We start from the raw sequence: 19,110 nt of genomic DNA on the forward strand, positions 1-19,110 counted from the left end.
CGATCTAGCTAGCATTGAATGTCTTAGACCAACAAACCAGCGATCGCGAAGTAAGCGATCGAACCGATTGCCATTGGGATTCCGTAAGGCAACAACTTCATGGTGGGTTTTCGCTCGCGAGCGATCTCGGCAAGCTTCGCAGGAGTTCGCACAGTTTTCCACTCTTCGAGGATCTGCCGAGCCATTGCGTAGTGTTTGAACCAATTGCCACTCGCCATGATCATGATGGCGGCCATCACCCCACCCACGATCGCGGTGTAGGCAAACGCCCACAATGTATTGACCGTACCAAGCCATGCGCCCACACCGGCGAGCAGTTTGACGTCTCCGGCTCCCATTCCACCAACATTGCGGAGCACGAGCAGCAGCATCATGCCGACGAAGGTTCCTAGCAAGCTGTAACCCAATCCTCCGAAACCAGCCGAGATGGTCCAGTAGACCCAACCGCTGATGATGAAGGGAAAGGTCAACCAATTTGGCACCTTCAAAATGGCACCGTCGATGACGGCAGCAACAACAAGTACGATCGTAACAAACCAGACGATCCAGTGGTCAACGACTGAGTGAAACAAAGTATCCATGAGTCTATCCCCGTAAAGTGTATTGTAAGTAAGCTTTTTTTCGGCCGCGTGGAACGCGGGTGACGGCATCTTTGCGGCCTCGTCCCACGTTCGTTTGCAAAGCAGTTGTTTCGTTAGCGAGGGCCAATCAACCAACTAAACATCGCGAACAGAAGCGTGACCAGACAACAAGAAAGCTGCCAGGCATACGCAGCCGCATCGGCGGGAATCAGTGGGTAGTTCATCGGTAAAATTAAGCCTCCCGAAAGGGTCGGGGTAGCGAACGAAAAAATGTGGTTTGGGCGTAGACTTTAGGAGACGTGGCCCTTTGAAATGGTTGCGAAAGCGTTTCGCAACTCGCTGAATTTCATCAAGCAAAAATCGACGCAGCCAGCACAGACCGCGAACATGCGATCTGTGCCGGGCAGTGCGACGAATATGATTTAGCCGAACGAATTCGGCGATCGACTAGGATCCACCGCCCGAGATGGCGGTACCAACAGCTTCGAACTTGGTGTTCGCAGCGGTTCCGATCGAACCGACCGAAACCAAACAAACGACGATGATCAAAGCCAACATAACTGCGTACTCAACTGCAGTTGGGCCATCTTCTTCTTTCAGGAAGTTTACGATACTGGTAGCGAAATTCTTCATGTCTCTCTCCTCGCGAGTGAGATGTGAATCATCGTTAACAGATGACTCACGACGATGCTTAAATACGAACGTATTCGACGTGAACACGTTCAACGTAAGGGCAGCCTCGTCTCCGACTTTCGTCTGACGTGCCTTGGTGCACCGAATGCCAAGAGCACAAGCTCTCGTGCAATCGATTTTCCGTGGCAACCTGGCAATCCTGAAGCAATACATTGAATCGGATATCGATCCACCGCATCACTCACGGACCCGTGGTTTTGCGCCCCGCCCTCTCGAACGGTTTGCCTTTGTCACGGAGCAAGGCCGACCAGATCTGAGGACCTGCACACACATGCAGACCTTCATCCTGGCAGCGAACCAACTTTGATTCGCTCACTCTTTACACTTTGAAAGTACGATACGATTCGACCGAGTCAAAAAACTCCGATCACCGAAGCCCTAACGATTGGATAAAACTGCCAAATGAATCGATCGTGACGGATATGCGGCCAATCACCCCCCGATTTGAGACCTCATCGAGCGTTTCGTTGCTCCCCCCCTTCCACTCACCCCTGCGTCACGCGAGTTATCCGGCGGATGCAGTGGGGCAACGCCATCAATGCTAAGATAGACCTTGGCGCGGGTTGCCAGTCGATGTCATCACCGTCGATATCCCTCCCCACAATCAAGCGAATATCAGAATCACTCTCGCGGAGATTCCCAGGAATGGACGAATCACAATCACCATCACACGATTGGCGGGCTCAGCTGAGCGGACATGCCGGCGATCACAAAGAAACCTTGATTGCGATCAGCGATGCGTTTCTTGAAGAAGTGCCGATGCTGATCGAGCGAATTCGAGCGGCAGCCGCCTCGGGCGACTCGCGAACGTTGCGAACCGCGGCGCATACGCTCAAGTCGTGCTTTCGCTATGTCGCCAGCGACGAGGATATCAATGCGGCGGCCCAAGTCGAAAAGGACGCCGATTCGCCGGGCAAAGTCACCCAGCAGCAGATCGATCATCTCGATCAATTGGGCAAAGATTGGTGCCAACGCGTGTCCCGGCTTAAAGCCGAAACCGCCCGCTCGATGTAACCAGGTTGCCAGTACGGTGTCGACAGCAGAGTGTCGCCAGTAGCGGGGCGACAGCACTGAATCGATAGGAATCGTGCCGGCGGGCCAGTGTCACGTTCCACCTGATTTGGGTAGCGGTGCGGGACAAGGCGTCTCAAAAAGCGGCTAACGCGACTGCACCGCGTTGGCCGTGGCCAAGGTGTTGGATTGAATATCCAAGAATAATTTGATCACCTCGGATCCCGCCAACAGCGTTGCCGACCAGACCGCCGAGGCAATCAAAATTGGGACAGCGGTAAGTAGACCAGTCAATAATCCCATCATGCCTTCCTGCGTCATCGCAATCACAGGAATGACCAGCGTGTAGAGGACCGCCAATCCGAGAATCAGCCAGGCTAACGCGAAATACAACTTTCGAATCAGCTCTAACATCGGGTACTTGCGTTCCTGAGGCAAACTCGATGACGGCCCCGCAGTGCTGGTCATCGGCTGCGCTGCGGTGTAGGGATTCACCGCTGGCGTCACCGGGTCAGCTTTCTGCTCAGATTCAACCGACAATTCGTCGGCAGCAAACTCGGGGACATCTTCGGTTTCGGCTGCTGCAGTCGTCTTACTCGTCCCCTTGCTCGATTCCGAAGCCGCGCGGGCGTCCGGCGAATCCTCGGACACGACAATCTCTGGCAAGGCAGCAGAGGAATCGGCTGAAGTACTTGCCGCGGACGTTTGATCGGTCGAAATCGACGGTGGAGGTGTTTTTTTCGCTGCCAATCCACTGAAATCAGGCACGTCGCCTTGCCATCGCGGTGGCAGCTGCTTGTCTCCTTTGACCACCGGAATTTCTGCAGGGTCGGCGGCGGCCGAATCCGTTTGCGGCGTGGCGGTCTTGGGCGGCGCCACCACGTCGCAAGCCGTTTTACATTTTGGACATTTTACTTGACGTCCAATGGCGGCCGACTTGACGCGGAAACGTTGCCCACATCGACAGACAACCGTGATGACTTCGGCACTCATAATGACCTGCAGGAAACGGGATTCGCATGATTGATTCTGCGTCCCATTGTATCGTCTCAGGAAGACAGGGGTGAGAAAACGCGAGCCTTAAAACAGGGGCAATCACAAGAACCGCATGCCGTGTAAAACCAGCAATCTTGCACGCACTGGGCCGTCCGAAATCATCGCCATGCCATTGCAACACAGCCAACCAAGCTTAGCCTAGCTGGACAATCAAATCGCGCGACCAGTTTATTGAAGCGAGCCGTATACCTCGCAAGCCATTGCGATAGCAGTTGCGAGTTGGCCGAGCGTGGACAATCGATCCACGTATGCGTTGTGCCGCCCGATCACCATCCAGCCTCTTTGATACGGATACGAAATCGGACGAACGACGCAGTTCACAATGTCGCCTTTACTTTGGAAAACTGCAGTCTGGGACATGCCGGTTTCGAAAACGATCTCGGCAACATCGACGCAGTCGTCGGGAGGTGGGGGAATACTTCATCACCGTGAAGGCCACGGCGATGCTAAAACAAGCGTTTTGTATTCGAAATGGGGTGGTCAATCACCGCGGAGTGCTATTGTAACATCGTCGCCGGTCAGCGGGCGGTCGCAGCTGAAATTCTGACATCGATAGAGCGTCGGTTTTCCATCGATCACTTCGCGGTGTTGATTCAGCGAAGCAACTGGGCCCGATTCCGGAGCTTGGCCGATCACCCACGACAACGTAGCATGCGGACGATAGGGACCGAGAAAACGCTTCCGCCAAGCGGCCATGGTCTCGCCATCCGGGACCGCAAGCACCCATTGCTGGTGGTCGTGCAACATCCGGTCCAGCGACGACAATAACGCGGCACAGGCGGCGGCTTGCGTTTTCAAAATCGGTGCCGCCAACTGAAGCGTCCGCTCGGCGGCGTCGCGATAGGTATCGGTCCCGGTCAAGCGTGACAGCTCTAATAAGGCCATCGTTGCTGACGCATTTCCGCTAACCACACTGCCGTCATGCCAATCTTTGGTACGAGCAATCAACGCCTCGGCATCATCAGCCGTGTAGAAGAAACCGCCCACTTCAGAGTCTTCGAAGTGTTTTAATATCGTATCAGCCAGTTTGCTGGCCCGGCCAACCCAGCGAGCTAGCCCTGTCGCTTCGAATAACGCCACGAAGGCTTCGGCGGTGTAGGCATAATCGTCGACGTACGCATCGAGGTGGGCATCGCCTTGGCGAAAAGCATGATACAAACGCCCGCTCTCGGACGTCATTTTTTCGAGCATGAAGGTGGCCGAACGCTCGGCGGTTGCAATGTAATCGGGACGATCAAACACGCCACCAGCGATCGCAAAGGCACGAATCGCCAGTGCATTCCAGCTTGCCAAGATCTTGTCATCGCGTCCGGGACGGACGCGTTGGCTACGCTGTTCACGCAAGCGATCACGATCGATCGCCAACTCCGCTGCTAAATCCGGCACGCCCAGTTCGCTTGCCCAATCCGCGATCGACTTGGGCAGATTGGGAATATTTTTGCCTTCAAAATTGCCTGATTCCGTGATGTCGTAAATCTGACAAAACCGTCCACCGCGTTCACTGCCCAACACCGAGATCACTTCGGCAACGGTCCACACGTAATACTTGCCTTCGACACCTTCACTATCAGCGTCCTCGCTGCAGTGAAAACCACCCGATGGATCGCACATCTCGCGGGCAAGGTAGTCGAGGATCTCTTTGGCCACATCCGCATGCCGCTCGTGTCCGGTCACTTGAAACGCGCGAACGTACACTTCGGCGAGCAACGTATTGTCGTACAACATTTTTTCAAAGTGTGGCACTAACCATCGAGCATCAACACTGTAACGTGCGAATCCACCGCCAATGTGGTCACGGATGCCACCGGCGGCCATCGCATCGAGCGTCAATTCGGCAGCGTTGATCAGCGTTTTGTCGCCCTTGGTTTGCCCTCGCCGCAGCAGCAAATCAAGATCGGTAGCGTGCGGAAATTTTGGTGCCGATCCAAAACCGCCACGTTCTCGATCGAGGACTTTGAGCAAATGGTTCGTCGCGTCGCGAATCACTTCATCGCCGGGCATCGTCGCTGCGGGTTCGCTGACTCCCAATGCCAATTGTCCGAGCGACGACGTGACTTGGGCTGCATGCTGCTGTACTTCGCTGCGACGGTTTTGCCAGGCGTCCGCCAACGCATCGAGGATCTGCGCGAACCCCGGCATGCCTCGCTGAGGCGATGGGGGCCAATAGGTCCCGGCGTAAAAAGGTTGTTTTTGGTGGTTCAGAAACACACTCATCGGCCAACCGCCGCGGCCGGTCATCAGCTGAACCGAATTCATATAGATTTGATCGATGTCGGGACGCTCCTCGCGATCCACTTTGATCGAAACAAAGTATTTGTTCAGGAATTCGGCGATCGCAGCGTTCTCGAAACTTTCGTGTTCCATCACGTGGCACCAGTGACACGCGGCGTAACCGACCGACAAGAACACGGGCAGATCCGCTTGTCGTGCCTTCTCGAACGCTTCCTCACCCCATGGATACCAATCCACCGGATTGTTTTGGTGCTGTAGCAGGTAGGGGCTCAATGAGGATGAAAGACGGTTCATGAGTGAGGCCCCTAGGCTTGTTGTGGAAAAGCGTTCCGCGTTGACTAAACGTCCGTCACAGAGCGGGAAGGTTTGCGAGATCGTTCGCCGGAGGGGCGAAAATGAGGACGCGGCACCGACGGATGTTCCAGTGGCATTTCCGTTTGCTCGGCCATTGCAGCCCGCTGCAGCGGACTCTTCGCAGCGGCATCCAAATCCCCCAAATATTCTTCGCGCACCTTGGGGTGCTCTTTGACTTCGTCTGGGCTTCCGTCGATCAACACTTGGCCTTGATAGATCACATAACAGCGATCGACGGTGCCGAGAATCTCGCGTGCGGCGTGATCGGTAATCAGCACGCTGATCCCGCTATCACGCAGCTGCTTGATCACACTTTGAATCGACTGGACCGTGACCGGGTCGATCCCCGCGAACGGTTCATCGAGCATCACGATCTTGGGATCGGAAACCAAGCAGCGCGCAATTTCCAAACGGCGTCGCTCTCCGCCGCTCAGCCCCGCAGCACGGCTTTTGCGAATATGGGTGATATTGAATTCTTCGAGCAATTGTTGCGTGCGATGTTTTCGGGCCGCACGATCCATCCCTAACAATTCTAACAGCGCCGAGATGTTTTGTTCGACCGAAAGCTTTTTGAAGACGCTGGGTTCCTGAGGCAAATATCCCATATGGCCGTCCCGTGCCCGGCGGAACATCGGCCAATCGGTGACGTCGGTGCCATCAAGAAAAACGCTGCCGCGATCGGGCTGGACCATGCCGCAAATCATACGGAAACTGGTGGATTTCCCCGCCCCATTTGGACCGAGCAGTCCGACAATTTCGGCCTTGTCCACGTGCAGATTGACGCCGTCAACGACGCGGCGACGCCCATAGGTCTTCTGCAAATCGACGGCCTGCAGAATCGGTCGATCTTCGGAAATTGCATCCATGCTGTTTCGGCTTTCAGGAAAGGAGGGTGTGCGGAGAACGTCAATCTAACGGATCAACTTCATGCGTCGGAAATTCGGAGTGAAGGGAACCGGTTGATTCCATGAATGCGGCCAAAACACCAACAGTGCCTTGCCCACCAACAAATCACGAGGAACAAAGTCCGCGCGGGCCCATGCATCTGCTTCGGCGGTCATCCCCGGACGCAACTTCGTGCCAGCCCAACAACGGGCATCCAAACTTTCGGGGCTGTTGTCGCCCATTGGGAAAAACTGATCTTCTTCGAGACGAAAACTGACACTGCGTCGCGTCTGCCAACCTTCGAAATCGGACCACTGCTCGGGGTCAGCCATCACCTGTTGAAACTCAGCCATCAACCGTCGCATCAATTCTTGATTGCGAAAACTGAAACGCCCGCTGCTCAGATCGCCCAGCTCTTCGATTTCATAGTCATACATGCCGGCATCGGAGGCCTTGGTGGCGATATAATATTTGTCACGCTCGATACGCAATTGATGAACCGTGCTGGTTCCCCCACGCACCCCGACGCCCACCGGTGCCGCGTCAAGCGGTTTTCCGGCGCTGACGTAGTAGGGATGATTCTCGGCATCCGACAGAAATTGACGCGAATCATAGGTCGTGGGCGCGTCAAATTCGACCACCGAATCATCCACCCATAACACGATTTGGTCATCGCAATTACTGAACCGCACTCGGTGCCGCGAACCCGCCGTGAATGCCGTTTGTGCGGTGGGATGCAAATTGCGTTTTTCGCCGATGGCGGTGAACGCACGCGAGTCATCCTCACCAATGCTCAGCACCGCAACGCCGGTCGTCAGATCGATCGTACAGCGATAGGGAATGCCGGCTTCCACGATCTCAAAAACGACCTCCTTGCTGTCGGCCGACGTTTCCACGTCCGTTTCGAGAATCAGATCGCCCACCCAGTGGACGCCATCGCGAGACAGATCGGCCGATCCATACGTCGCGCGTCCTTCGAACTGCTCGGGTCCCTTGCCGGATTCGTAAGAGGGGCTAAACGTGCCCGACGAATAACCGCCATTGAGCATCCGTGCAATGCGTGAAAACCAGCCCGACCGCGTGGGCAACAACGTGGGACGTTCGTCATACACGTAATCCGCATCGACGGTGACGTAGGAACCGTAGGCATAGAAGTCGGTGATCAGGCGACTCGAATAGGGATCAACGTCCGACAACGACAATCCCTTGGACGCACGATCCCATTGCTGTTCATCGGGCCAACGATGGTAATAACGAAGCCAATGCAGCCGAGCCGCCGCTTCGGTGGGAAGCGACGCAGTCAACCCTTCGGCGTCCCGTTTGACCTGCCACGAATCGGTCGGCGGTGATGTCGCGCCGTCGGTCCACGGTTGCCAGCGGCTTGGATAGTTTGCCGCGATCAGATCCGGAGATTGAAATGCGGTGTCATAAACCAATTGACTCATCGCCAACAGTTTGTCGGCCGGTTTGCGAATGATTTGGTCACTGCCATCTTGTTCGGCAATGGGTTGTCGATAAACATCGCCGTGATGGATTCTCAGCGTTTCGCCCGGCAAACCGACCAAGCGTTTGATGTAATTCTGCTTGGGGTTTCCCGGAAATTTGAAAACGATCACATCCCAACGCTCCGGTTCGCTTAGTGTGTAAGCAAACTTGCTGACCAAGATTCGGTCGCCATTGAACGTGGCGTCATCCGATTCGCCCGCCAAATCCAACGGATTGACGTGCCGGCAATTTGGACAAATCCCCGCCACAACGACCTCGTCGGTCGAAGCTCCGCGACGCTCTAAACTAGCACCGACTTGGAACAGATTCCCACAGCGGTCGCAGGTTTGGTCCTTATGGGCCCCCATCAAGGTCGGAGCCATCGATCCGGTCGGAATCACGAACGCTTCGGCCAAGAACGCTCGAAACAGTAATGCCAAAATAAATGCGACCACAAACGCTTCGACCGTTTCGCGTTGGCCCGCCATACGAAACGATTCGGCGCGGATTTCCGCAGGATCACGCGTGTCCGGCTTCGCAGCGGATGGGGTTTCCGAGGCGGATTCGGTTCCCGAAGACGGGGCTTTCTTGCTTTTTGATTTCATCAATGATTTACAACAGAGAGTCACAACGGAATCGGGAACAGGCCCAATCATTGTGGAAAATTGCCAGGCTTTGGCATAGTAGCGGTTTTACGAGAGCTGCGGAACTTCGATTTCATTCGCGGATCAGGCGACCTTTCTTGGCAGTCCGCTCGAATTTTACAGCCAACCTTTTTGTGGCTTTCCGGCGGAAACGCCACTTTCGCCACTTGGCTGACTCGAAAAACGCTTGGCCTCAACCTGCCCACCCGCTCGCTGGCAACGGGAAAACCTTCGGTCCCGATCGGGGTGGCGCGGTTTCACAATGCACAAAAACGCCAATTGCTCTAGAATAACGAGGCAATCTTAAAGCCGTGCTTGTCATCGTTTTCCGGAGAATCGCATGCGTTTCTGCATGATCCCAACCTCAGCTCGCCCCCATTTGGGTGTTTTTTTGACATCGCTGGTGTTGCTTGCATTATCCCCCAGCGTCAGTTTGGGGGAATCGGGAGACGATCCGTCGCAAACCTCCCAAACCGAGAACAGCCACGCGGCGGTCGACCGGCTGATCGAACAATTGGGCAGCGAAACCTACGCGACCCGCGTTCGAGCACGCGAAGCGCTCGCCCGTTTGGGATTACAAGCGTTCGACGAATTGCACATTGCGCAATACCATCCCGACAACGAAATTGCGATGACCGCCCGTCACTTGGTCAGCAGTTTGTTGGTCAGTTGGTCCAAGCCAAGCGATCCCGACGAAGTGCGAGAGATCCTGCATGAATACGGTGCACAGAGCGTCGACGAACGACGCAGCCGGATTGTCCGTTTGTCGGAATTGCCCGATCGTGCCGGGCTGCGGGCGTTGGTTCGGCTGACTCGCTTTGAAACCTCGCTCGACCTCAGCCGGGTGGCGGCGTTGGCGATCATGCAGCAAAACTCGTCTGATGTGGCGGATCTACGAAAACAAGAGGCCCAGCAGATTCGCGAAGGACTCGGCCACAGCGAACGAGCCGCAGCGACTTGGTTGAGTGCGTACGCCGACGATCTGCAAAACGGCAGCTACGATGCCGAGCGATGGAGCGAACTTGTCGGCGAGCAGCGACGCCAATTGGACACCGCGTCGAATCAACAAACCACACGTGATTCCGTCCTCGAACTTGTCCGCGTCTGTGTCCGGCATGCATGGTTAAGCGACAAGTTCGATGACGCGCTCGCGCTTGCCAAAACCAATCTTGATTTGATCCCGCCCACCACACGGGATCTCACCGAGGCATGTCGTTGGGCCATCGAAAACGGCTTGCACCCGATCGTCATCGAACTGCAGAAACGTCACCGGCAAATGTTCGATGCTCAGCCGATGCTGCTGTACTCTGCGGCGGAAGCAATCAAAGCCGAAGGGGATCACGGGCAAGCACAGTTGCTCGCGGACCAAGCGATGGAAATCCGACCCTTTCCAAGCGACGCGGAAGAACGGGAAACGATCTCGCCAAACGAACTCGAAGAAATCGCACAAACGCATCGCGAGATCGCTCAAGAATTGCAGAAACGTGGACTGTATGAATGGGCCGAACGGGAATATCGCGCCATCATTGACCATTTGGAAATGGACGCTTCGCCGTCGGTCAGCGCCCGAGATCTGCTGGCCAGCATGTTGGCCGACTTGGAACGACACCACGATGTGGTGGAATTGTTAACGCCGCTGATCGACCGAATCGAGAGCGATGACCAGCTAAAAAACCGGTTGAACGCATTGCGGTTTTCTTATGACGATATGCGTAGCGATATCCAGTGGCACGCGGGGCTACTAAAGGTCAAGCAAGGAGATATCGAAGCGGCCAAACCGCTGCTCGTCAAAGCGTTTCGGCTGAGACCCGAAAATATTGATATCCTGATCTCGATGTTCCGGCTCGATCAAAACGATCCCAATTGGAGCGAGACGGTCGATTTGTTGCTAACCCAAAACATTCAACGCGCAAAACAAGAGATTGCCAGTATCGAGGTGATGATGAAGCAGCAGGCTCGGTTTCAACCACGTGGTTACGAGCTGGCTCAGGCCTTGAATCAATATGCGTGGCTGGTTAGCAACACCAAGGGTGACTACGAACAAGCCCTCCGGTTCAGTCAAAAATCGATTGAGCTACTGCCAAACGATTCGGCGCTGCTCGATACCTGCGCACGATGCTATTTCGCGGTGGGCGATTACAAAAATGCGGTAATAACGCAGCGAAAAGCGGTTCGTTTGACACCGCATTCGCCCCCGATGATCCGCCAATTGAACGAGTTCGAAGCGAAACTCGCAGCCGAGACTCCTTAGCAGGCGTGGTTTAGCGTCTGGATAAAAACTCGACCAAACGGTCTCGATCGTAGCGGCATGCCCCAATCCCACGCTTTCTCGCATACAAGCGGTGGGGACATTCGATCGTATTTTCGCGGCGGACGCTCGGTCCGTTGACGTTCCGTCATCTCGCGGACATTCGTTGCTTTCCTTACAACCGTTGCAATCGACGAGGTATTCCCCCTCCCCTGGCGTGGTTTGCCTCATTGTTACAAAAAGTGACGTAGGTTTTGTTGGTTTCACACCCAATCACGCAAAACCTATCTCAGTTGGAAGTTTGGTTATGAGGAAGTCCTCACGTCGCAAATTGGATCCCAATTCAACCGCAGCGCCACGGCGTTTCGACAGTTTCTACCTACTCTCTGGATTCACACTGCTGTGTCTGGGAATGGTGCTGGGTTTATCCTCAGGACTGCCCAAGTGCCATCGTGCCTTTGCGATGAAATCGTTTCCAAGCGAGTTGAATTTTAGCCAACTGCAATCCGAAGGGATTGGTGAGAACGCCTTTGTGCGGCTTTCCCATGTGGACTTTAGGCGTCCTGCACCAACCAGTCCGCTCGAACAGCTCACCACGTCCGTCGCCACTGGTCTAAACCCGCTCGAACTGGGCGAAAATCCCGAACTGATGCAGACCAAGATCGCGGCGATGAAACAGGACGCGAGCGACATTCTCGGGCAAGCCCCGATTGGTTCGCTTTTGGAAGCGTCCTTTCGCGGCATTCCACTGTTTTCAAAAAACGAAGGCCCACAGGAATCCGCGCCGCGGGTCAGTCTGTCACGACACAGCCAACAAGTGGCTAGCGCCAAACAACAAATTGAGTCGTCCGATGAAATCTGTGGCTACCTTTGCCGCGACACCAGCGACGCAACGATCGCGTTAATCAATACAGCGATCGGCAATACGGTCGCCACGCCGCAAGCAGACAACGTCGGTCGCGACGGATGGTTCACAGCAATCAAACAGGCCGCCCAAACTGCTCCCGATTCGCCGCCAAGCTATCGAATCGAGCCCCTGCAATCACCGCCGGACAAACTTACCTCGTCGCTTTTGTTGATCGCATCATTAGGAATGGTATCCACGGGATTGGTTCTGTGCGGCACCTGTTCCCTATCGATTTGGTCGTGGCTGTTTCTGCCGCTACCGTCGCTCGTCAGCCTGTTCGGTATTCCGCTGCGATGCGGACGCGGTGGCAGCAAGACGCGATTCGTCTACGTTTTCGCCGGTATCAATCTGTTGATGCTCGGCGGCTACGAAGTCTATCTGCTGGGCGGATTTGGCCAACCTGAAAACAATTCGTTGCACTTTCCCGTCGGCTTTGTCTTGATTGGTATCGGATTGGCCGCAGTGCTGGGGGCAATCGTTAACGCACGGACTCCGAAACCCGAGCCGATTCAAGTGGTCACGATGCCGAAGCAGCCCAAGGCGTCTCCGAGTGCAATCCTGCGTTACAATTCATCCGCAAGCGACACTGAAACCGACACCGAGCACGAATCGACAAACGAAAACTCGGATGCCCACACTGGACCGGCCATGGTCTACCAAGATCCGGCAGTGTTGGCGGCGATGGACGATAACGTCGGCAGTTTGACGATGCAAAACATCGACCAACTGAGTGAGCTTGGATTTTCAAGTCCTGCCTTTGCTAAGATGCAAAAGACACCCACATCCCCGAGCATTGGTTTGTTGTTAGGTTGCAATCACACCGTGCTAGCCGAGGTGAGCGAAAACAACGCCCATCCCATCATTCGGCTAACCAGCATCTTGCATGACGGTTTACCGATCATCACGGTGTCCGAATCGGTGATCCAAAGTGAACAAGCGGAAATGACGTCAAATGGAGTCATTCAATCAGCCCCCGACACACCGCTGAAGGGAATGTTGGCCAAACATCTGCAACAAGCGATCCAGATGTCCGAGAAACGCGACAGCAACATCGTTACGATCGATGACGATGAAAAGGACGAAGTCTTTTTGCTTAGTCGCCGAGCCTTTGCTCGACTTCGATCCGCACACGAAACGTTGAACTGCGAGGTCGGTCCTGCGACCTATGAGCGTTTTGCTTTTCCGCCTCAGCCGATCCCCGAACTGGCTGTGACTCGGTAGTCGTCTGCGTCAGCCGCCCTGATTTCCGGCACTGCAAAAGCGACGCAATGCGGAGCGGTTCACCCTCTGGTCTTCACGCCGTTTACGTTTGAATTTTCGGCAACTGGCGTGCGATGTAGCGTGGCAGCAACATCATCACGCGATCGCTGACCGCGTCATAGGTGATTCGCCCGCCTTCGTCGGCGCGGCCTGCCATCACGTCGGAAACCTGCTGGATGAACGTATCGCGTTGGTCCCCAAGCGGTTCGGACCACACCAGCACCAGCAAGCGATCGTAGGTCGCTTCGGTCCCCACCCACCACAGCGTATCGTCGACGCGACGGACTTGCATTTCAAAGGGTCGCAGCAGCGTGGACAACATCGCGCCGGCATCGTCTTTGACATACGGCATCACAAGCTGCTCGGGAGACAGACGTCGGCGGCGAGCATCGAACCAATTCACCATACACGTGGCTTGGTTTCCGCGTGATACTCGCCGCAACAGTTCGGCAATCGTGATCGGAGCATCCAAGGCCGGTCCCGAATCTCCGGCGTTAAGAATTGGCCATGGGCCGCGATCCGAAATCGCGGCGTGAGCCCAGCGGCTCAAGAATGGATCAGGAAGTTTTCCTTCGATCCCTCGCATCCGCCGCAACGACTCAAACGCAAGGACTGCGAGTTGCTGTTCCGCCAACGTTTTGCCGATCTTGATCGTCCCCGGCTGTGCCTCGGCATCGTTCTGTAAGAATTTGCCCAAAACGGAGATCGCCGTAGCACGATCGTCGCCAAAATCATCCAGCTGAAGTATCGGCTCGACACGTTTGGCAAACTCGACCTCGTCCATCGTGATCATCGCAAACGATTGATCAAACTGGATCGAGACGCCGAGCGACGAACCAAGCTGTTCCAAATGATCGCGTGCTGACAAAAATCCGCGTGCGGTGGGAACGTCGCTGCGGATACTGATTTGCGCCAGATCCAACGACATCCAATCAATTTGGATCGGAACGCCCGACAATTGACTGAACAGCAATACCAAGTCGCCTAGTGGATAGCCCTTGGAATTCAAAGCAAATTTCAGTGCCAATGCCCGATCCAGATCGATCGCCGGAGGTGGCGTGGCGATCATCATCGGATCGAGTGTTTCCTCGGCTGCGTCTTCGACCTTCAACTTATCGAGCGTCGGCGGCGTTTCGATGGTCGGTTTGGTTTCATTCGCTTCACGACCAAGATCCAATAGCACCGTGAACTTTCGCAGCTCAGGCGGAATTTCATCAAGCTTTGACATGCCATCGTCAACGACGGCCGGCGGGGTGTCTCGGTTGACGTCCAAGATCGGACCCAGCGGATCGACGGGCAGCAATTCGCTGGGAATCTCGTTGGACCTATCTTTCGGCGATGCGACCGCTGCAATCTGCGACGGCATTGGCTTCGCAGTGCCTGGATCTTGATTGGCCAGATCTTGATTGGCGGGATCCTCCATCACCGCGTCGGCAGCGGCGGCGTTCGCATTGGTGCCGCTGGGGTTCGCAGCGTTCACCGGTGACGCGCTCTCGGGCGATTTAGTCTCGGGCGATTTATCATTGGGCGGGGGTTCGGAGGCAATTTCCTCCGTGTTCGCCGTCTCATTCGCATCGGGCGTCTCATTCGCATCGGGCGTCTCCTTCGCATCGGCCGGCTTATTCGCATCGGCGACGTCGGCAACCTGCACGGAGGTCGCCGATGACGCCGTCTCGGATCCTCGGTTCCATGTCCGCACGAACCAAACGAACACCACCGTTGCAATCAGCACGGTGGCGACCGAAACGGCGACGATCATCGCCATTTGGCGAGATTTTCGTGTTCGATCGCTTTGCCATCCCTCGGGCGAAATTGGCATTCCCGGATCTGCGATCGGGGGCACCGACTCAGTACCCTGAAACGGTTCTGGATGCGATTCAATGGGGGGAGCCGCAGTATCGACATCGAATCCGCCCGCCGACAACGCGTCACGTGTGATCGTTTCGCTATCGACGCTGTCCATTCCCACGGCAACCTGGTCGGGGTTTCTGGGAAGCGATTCAGGGACGAAGGATTCAGGGACGTGACCGGCAGGCATTTCGGCCTGGATTTCCACCATCGAGCCGCATTTGGGACAGGCCGAGATGGTTCCTACCAACGATGGATCGGTCACCCGCAAACGACTTGAACACGTCAAGCAACGGACTGCAAAAGGTTGAAAAGCCAAGCGACCCCTTCCAAAGAAATAGAGTGTCCGGCATCCGATACCGGTCAAAGTCCCGTTGAAACCCCAGTCAACGCTGTTTTTCCAACGATTCCATCCTGTTTTATCATGACCATTTCGCGGCCGATCACCAACCTTAAACGCCGCTTCGCCGAGCAGATCCAGTCAAGTTTGCTAGTAATGGGCCCTTACCAAACCACAAATCGGTGTATCCCGATCCACTTTTGGTTTGTGTTTTTTCACCGGGGCGTGGCAATCTTTTTGGCAGAAATGGCCCGTAAACCGCGAAATGCGGCAAGCGAGCGGCGGTACTTCAGCAAATCCCAGCATTCTCTTCTGACCAACACACTATCTTCATCTCGGCATAGAGAATATTTTTACCTTGACGAACCTCCTCGATTTTCTATCGTATTCTGAGGAATGTGCCGATTTTACAGTCGTAACCACGCCGGTTCACTTTCTCGCCCCTTAGGGTCTCAAAACCATCTATGAAACCGCGTTGTTCAGGTGCTTTTTTCGCTCTTGTGCTATTCGCTTTGGCATTGCCATGCGGCACGTTTTTCGTGCCTGTATCGCTGCTCGCCACGGCATCGGATTCACAAGCGCCTGCGGAAGAGCACGAGGAACGCGTGCCGATCTCCGAGAACACTCGCGAACGAAAATCGCAAGTACTCAATCGACGAGAACAGGCCTATCCCTCCGCGTTTGACCTGTTGCGGTCCGATGCGTGTCTTAGTGTAAGTGAGCGAAACACCCGACGCAGTTTGGTGGGACATCGCATCAACGAGGCGGTGCTTGCGCCGATCCGCTGTTAGCAGCCACTCTTCTGCGAACACGCTTCAAGTTCGCAATGATCGGAGCGTCCATCGGAGACGTCGTGGTCGAATTTGCTTGACCGTGACGATCAACGAGTGATCTCGTTTTCATGATTCGTGGATTCGCTGATTGCGTGGGCCGAAAAGATCCATCTCGTCAATGCTTTGCGAGAGGACTGCCAATCGTATCCTGTGAGACGTTTGCACTTCGATGCAAATGATTGTCTTTGCACCTAATGCGGATTCACTGCTGCAGGTAAGGATCGCTATCAGAAATCTGTCGCGGCTCGAAACTCGAAATCCGTGCGTCCGCAGTGCCACTTCGGCTAGCGGTGACCGCGGCACGGGTTGGGCCAATGCCACCGCGATCGGTTTCGAAACGTCATTTCACTTCACTATCCAGCATCATTAGATATCCCCACGTTTATGTCGAATTCACAACCACCTCGATCCGGTGCAGCAACCTCTCTCTTTTCTCCGAAAACGCTCCCCAAGGACTTTTTGTCAGGGATCGTGGTATTTCTGGTAGCACTTCCGCTTTGTCTCGGGATTGCAATCGCCTCGGACGCACCTCCGTTTGCCGGTGTTTTGGCAGGCATCATCGGCGGGATTGTCGTCGGGGCGTTGAGCGGATCGCACACCAGCGTCAGCGGCCCTGCGGCGGGATTGACCGCGATTGTTGCCGCCCAAATTGCTACGCTCGGTTCCTTTGAAGCATTCTTGTTGGCCGTCATCGTCGGCGGCGTGTTGCAGATTGGACTGGGGATCGCTCGCGCCGGTGCGTTGTCGGCGTTTTTCCCCTCCAGTGTGATCAAAGGCTTGTTGGCTGCGATCGGGGTGATCCTGATTCTAAAACAGATCCCTCACATCGTCGGCCACGACAATGACCCCGAAGGGGAAATGGCGTTTTCGCAGCCCGATAACGAAAACACCTTCACCGAACTCCTCTCGACCTTTGCCGGCGACATCCACCAGGGTGCCTTGGTGGTCGGCGTCCTCTCGATCCTCGTGCTATTGATGTGGGAGAAGATCAAACCGCTCAAACGCTCGGTCGTTCCAGGACCATTGGTGGTCGTTTTGCTAGGGGTTGCGGTCAGTCTGTATCTGCGGACCTTGGGCGGAGCTTGGGAGATCACTTCGACTCACCTTGTTCAATTCCCGGTCGCGGAATCGCCATCGGCGTTTTTCTCGTTCTTCACCACTCCTGATTATTCTCAATTCACCAACCCGGCAATCTACATCGCCGGAGTCACGATTGCGATTGTCGCATCGCTGGAAACGCTGCTGAACTTGGAAGCGGTTGACAAGCTTGACCCACAGCAACGCAACTCACCTCCGAGCCGCGAATTGGTTGCCCAAGGGGTTGGTAACGTTGTCGCGGGGTTGGTCGGTGGATTGCCGGTGACGTCCGTGATCGTCCGCAGTAGCGTCAATGTCGATGCGGGCGGCAAAACGAAAATGTCGGCGATTTTCCATGCGGTGCTGCTGTTGTTGTGTGCTGTGTTTTTCCCGCAATACATCAACATGATCCCGCTGTCCGCACTTGCCGCGATCCTGATCGTGACCGGTTTCAAACTGGCCAGCCCTAAACTGTTTTCACAGATGTGGAACCAAGGCCGCTATCAGTTTGCCCCCTTCATCATCACGCTGGTCGCGATCGTGATGACCGACTTGCTGATCGGAATCCTGATCGGTCTGGCCGTCAGCGTGCTGTTCATTTTGAACAGCAATTTGCGTCGCCCCATTCGACGTGTTGTTGAAACGCATCTCGACGGAGACATCATGCACGTCGAACTGGCCAATCAAGTCAGTTTTTTGAACCGAGCTGCACTGCACAAATTGTTGCTCGAATCACCACGCGGCACCCACCTGTTGATCGACGCGAGTGAATCGGACTATATCGATCCCGATATCCTGAGTTTGATTCGCGACTATAAGAACAACACGGCCCCGGCACGGGGTGTCACCGTCAGTCTGAAAGGGTTTCGCGACAAATACCAACTGCAAGACGAGATCCAATTTGCCGACTACTCGACACGAGAACTGCAGGACCGCGTGACGCCGGAACAAGTCCTGTCGATCTTGCGTGAAGGCAACCGGCGTTTTGTGTCTGGCAATCGCTTGTCACGTGACTTCGGACGTCAAGTCAATGCAACGGCCTCGGGACAAACCCCATTGGCAGCCGTGCTAAGTTGTATCGATTCGCGAGTGCCGGCCGAACTGGTGCTTGATGTGGGGCTTGGCGACATTTTCAGTGTTCGTGTCGCAGGCAACGTGATCGGCACCAAGTCGCTCGGCAGCATCGAATACGCCGTCACCGTCGCTGGCGTCAAACTTGTGCTTGTGATGGGACACACGCGTTGTGGTGCCGTGACCGCTGCGGCGGACCTGTTGAGCACAAACCAGGACGTCACCCGGGCGACGGGTTGCCCGCATCTCCACGCGATCATCACGGAGATCGAACCGTCGGTCGATCGTGATGAATACCGTGCTGCAAATGCCCAGGGCGCGTCGCATGTCGAAGCCGTTGTGGATCAAGTCGCCGTGCGAAATGTGATGCAGACGGTGGTTAAGATCGTGAATCGAAGCGAGGCCATTGCGGCAGCCGTGGCGTCGGGGCAATTGATGGTCGTGGGCGCTATCTATGATGTCGCGAGCGGTAACATCCGCTTCCTGGATGACGAAGGCCAGGAAAGGACCGTCTTGGCCACGGCGGCCCAGCACGCGTAAGCAGGAAGCTTACAGCAAATCCGAACTGCGAAAACGGCTTGTTGA

12 protein-coding genes and 1 riboswitch are annotated in these 19,110 nt (G+C 55.3%); of the genes, 5 read left to right on the forward strand and 7 right to left on the reverse strand.

Going from position 1 to position 19,110, the window contains the following annotated elements:
- Positions 1 to 23: 23 nt before the first annotated feature.
- Together ABEA92_RS10190 and ABEA92_RS10195 are read right to left on the reverse strand one after the other, a co-directional pair.
- The gene (locus tag ABEA92_RS10190) at positions 24 to 581 is read right to left on the reverse strand and encodes an A24 family peptidase (RefSeq protein WP_345683724.1); all 558 of its coding nucleotides are present in this window, start codon (positions 579 to 581) and stop codon (positions 24 to 26) included.
- Positions 582 to 1,028: 447 nt separating this feature from the next.
- Complete coding sequence (locus ABEA92_RS10195) at positions 1,029 to 1,214, reverse strand: Flp family type IVb pilin (protein WP_345683725.1); 186 nt, start codon at positions 1,212 to 1,214, stop codon at positions 1,029 to 1,031.
- Positions 1,215 to 1,395: 181 nt separating this feature from the next.
- A riboswitch (cyclic di-GMP riboswitch) is annotated at positions 1,396 to 1,510 on the reverse strand.
- Positions 1,511 to 1,919: 409 nt separating this feature from the next.
- Between ABEA92_RS10195 and ABEA92_RS10200 the strand changes: the two genes are divergently transcribed.
- Entirely contained in the window at positions 1,920 to 2,288 is a 369-nt protein-coding gene (locus ABEA92_RS10200) for an Hpt domain-containing protein (RefSeq protein WP_345683726.1), read from the forward strand.
- A 144-nt stretch (positions 2,289 to 2,432) separates the two neighbouring features.
- Here the strand turns inward: ABEA92_RS10200 and ABEA92_RS10205 are convergent, their stop codons facing one another.
- From ABEA92_RS10205 to lepB, 4 genes are all read right to left on the reverse strand, one after another.
- A complete protein-coding gene (locus tag ABEA92_RS10205; RefSeq protein WP_345683727.1) occupies positions 2,433 to 3,278 on the reverse strand; it encodes a zinc ribbon domain-containing protein in 846 nt (281 codons plus the stop codon).
- Between the two features lie 543 nt (positions 3,279 to 3,821).
- Positions 3,822 to 5,867, reverse strand: a complete 2,046-nt coding sequence (locus tag ABEA92_RS10210; protein ID WP_345683728.1) for a thioredoxin domain-containing protein — start codon at positions 5,865 to 5,867, stop codon at positions 3,822 to 3,824.
- 44 nt (positions 5,868 to 5,911) lie between these two features.
- Positions 5,912 to 6,793: an LPS export ABC transporter ATP-binding protein gene (lptB, locus tag ABEA92_RS10215; RefSeq protein WP_345683729.1), complete on the reverse strand. Its 882-nt coding sequence runs from the start codon at positions 6,791 to 6,793 to the stop codon at positions 5,912 to 5,914.
- Positions 6,794 to 6,838: 45 nt separating this feature from the next.
- The gene (gene lepB, locus ABEA92_RS10220) at positions 6,839 to 8,902 is read right to left on the reverse strand and encodes a signal peptidase I (RefSeq protein ID WP_345683730.1); all 2,064 of its coding nucleotides are present in this window, start codon (positions 8,900 to 8,902) and stop codon (positions 6,839 to 6,841) included.
- Between the two features lie 391 nt (positions 8,903 to 9,293).
- Between lepB and ABEA92_RS10225 the strand changes: the two genes are divergently transcribed.
- Both ABEA92_RS10225 and ABEA92_RS10230 read left to right on the forward strand, forming a co-directional pair.
- Positions 9,294 to 11,192: a tetratricopeptide repeat protein gene (locus tag ABEA92_RS10225; protein WP_345683731.1), complete on the forward strand. Its 1,899-nt coding sequence runs from the start codon at positions 9,294 to 9,296 to the stop codon at positions 11,190 to 11,192.
- A 304-nt stretch (positions 11,193 to 11,496) separates the two neighbouring features.
- A complete protein-coding gene (locus tag ABEA92_RS10230) occupies positions 11,497 to 13,317 on the forward strand; it encodes a hypothetical protein (protein WP_345683732.1) in 1,821 nt (606 codons plus the stop codon).
- A gap of 82 nt (positions 13,318 to 13,399) precedes the next feature.
- On the opposite strand, the gene ABEA92_RS10235 is transcribed toward ABEA92_RS10230, so the two are convergent.
- Complete coding sequence (locus ABEA92_RS10235; protein WP_345683733.1) at positions 13,400 to 15,469, reverse strand: hypothetical protein; 2,070 nt, start codon at positions 15,467 to 15,469, stop codon at positions 13,400 to 13,402.
- A gap of 614 nt (positions 15,470 to 16,083) precedes the next feature.
- Here ABEA92_RS10235 and ABEA92_RS10240 point away from each other — a divergent pair.
- Positions 16,084 to 16,335 carry a hypothetical protein gene (locus ABEA92_RS10240; protein ID WP_345683734.1) on the forward strand — a complete coding sequence of 84 codons (252 nt, stop codon included), beginning with the start codon at positions 16,084 to 16,086 and terminating at the stop codon, positions 16,333 to 16,335.
- Between the two features lie 426 nt (positions 16,336 to 16,761).
- Positions 16,762 to 19,065 (forward strand): SulP family inorganic anion transporter, encoded by a 2,304-nt coding sequence (locus ABEA92_RS10245; RefSeq protein WP_345683735.1) that lies wholly within the window; start codon positions 16,762 to 16,764, stop codon positions 19,063 to 19,065.
- Positions 19,066 to 19,110: the final 45 nt, after the last annotated feature.

This window comes from Novipirellula caenicola, assembly GCF_039545035.1.
Classification (GTDB): domain Bacteria; phylum Planctomycetota; class Planctomycetia; order Pirellulales; family Pirellulaceae; genus Novipirellula; species Novipirellula caenicola.

Coding starts and splice junctions, on each gene's coding strand:
- ABEA92_RS10190 (WP_345683724.1), bottom strand. CDS start 581: ATGGATACTTTGTTTCACTCAGTCGTTGACCACTGGATCGTCTGGTTT.
- ABEA92_RS10195 (WP_345683725.1), bottom strand. CDS start 1,214: ATGAAGAATTTCGCTACCAGTATCGTAAACTTCCTGAAAGAAGAAGAT.
- ABEA92_RS10200 (WP_345683726.1), top strand. CDS start 1,920: ATGGACGAATCACAATCACCATCACACGATTGGCGGGCTCAGCTGAGC.
- ABEA92_RS10205 (WP_345683727.1), bottom strand. CDS start 3,278: ATGAGTGCCGAAGTCATCACGGTTGTCTGTCGATGTGGGCAACGTTTC.
- ABEA92_RS10210 (WP_345683728.1), bottom strand. CDS start 5,867: ATGAACCGTCTTTCATCCTCATTGAGCCCCTACCTGCTACAGCACCAA.
- lptB (WP_345683729.1), bottom strand. CDS start 6,793: ATGGATGCAATTTCCGAAGATCGACCGATTCTGCAGGCCGTCGATTTG.
- lepB (WP_345683730.1), bottom strand. CDS start 8,902: ATGAAATCAAAAAGCAAGAAAGCCCCGTCTTCGGGAACCGAATCCGCC.
- ABEA92_RS10225 (WP_345683731.1), top strand. CDS start 9,294: ATGATCCCAACCTCAGCTCGCCCCCATTTGGGTGTTTTTTTGACATCG.
- ABEA92_RS10230 (WP_345683732.1), top strand. CDS start 11,497: ATGAGGAAGTCCTCACGTCGCAAATTGGATCCCAATTCAACCGCAGCG.
- ABEA92_RS10245 (WP_345683735.1), top strand. CDS start 16,762: ATGTCGAATTCACAACCACCTCGATCCGGTGCAGCAACCTCTCTCTTT.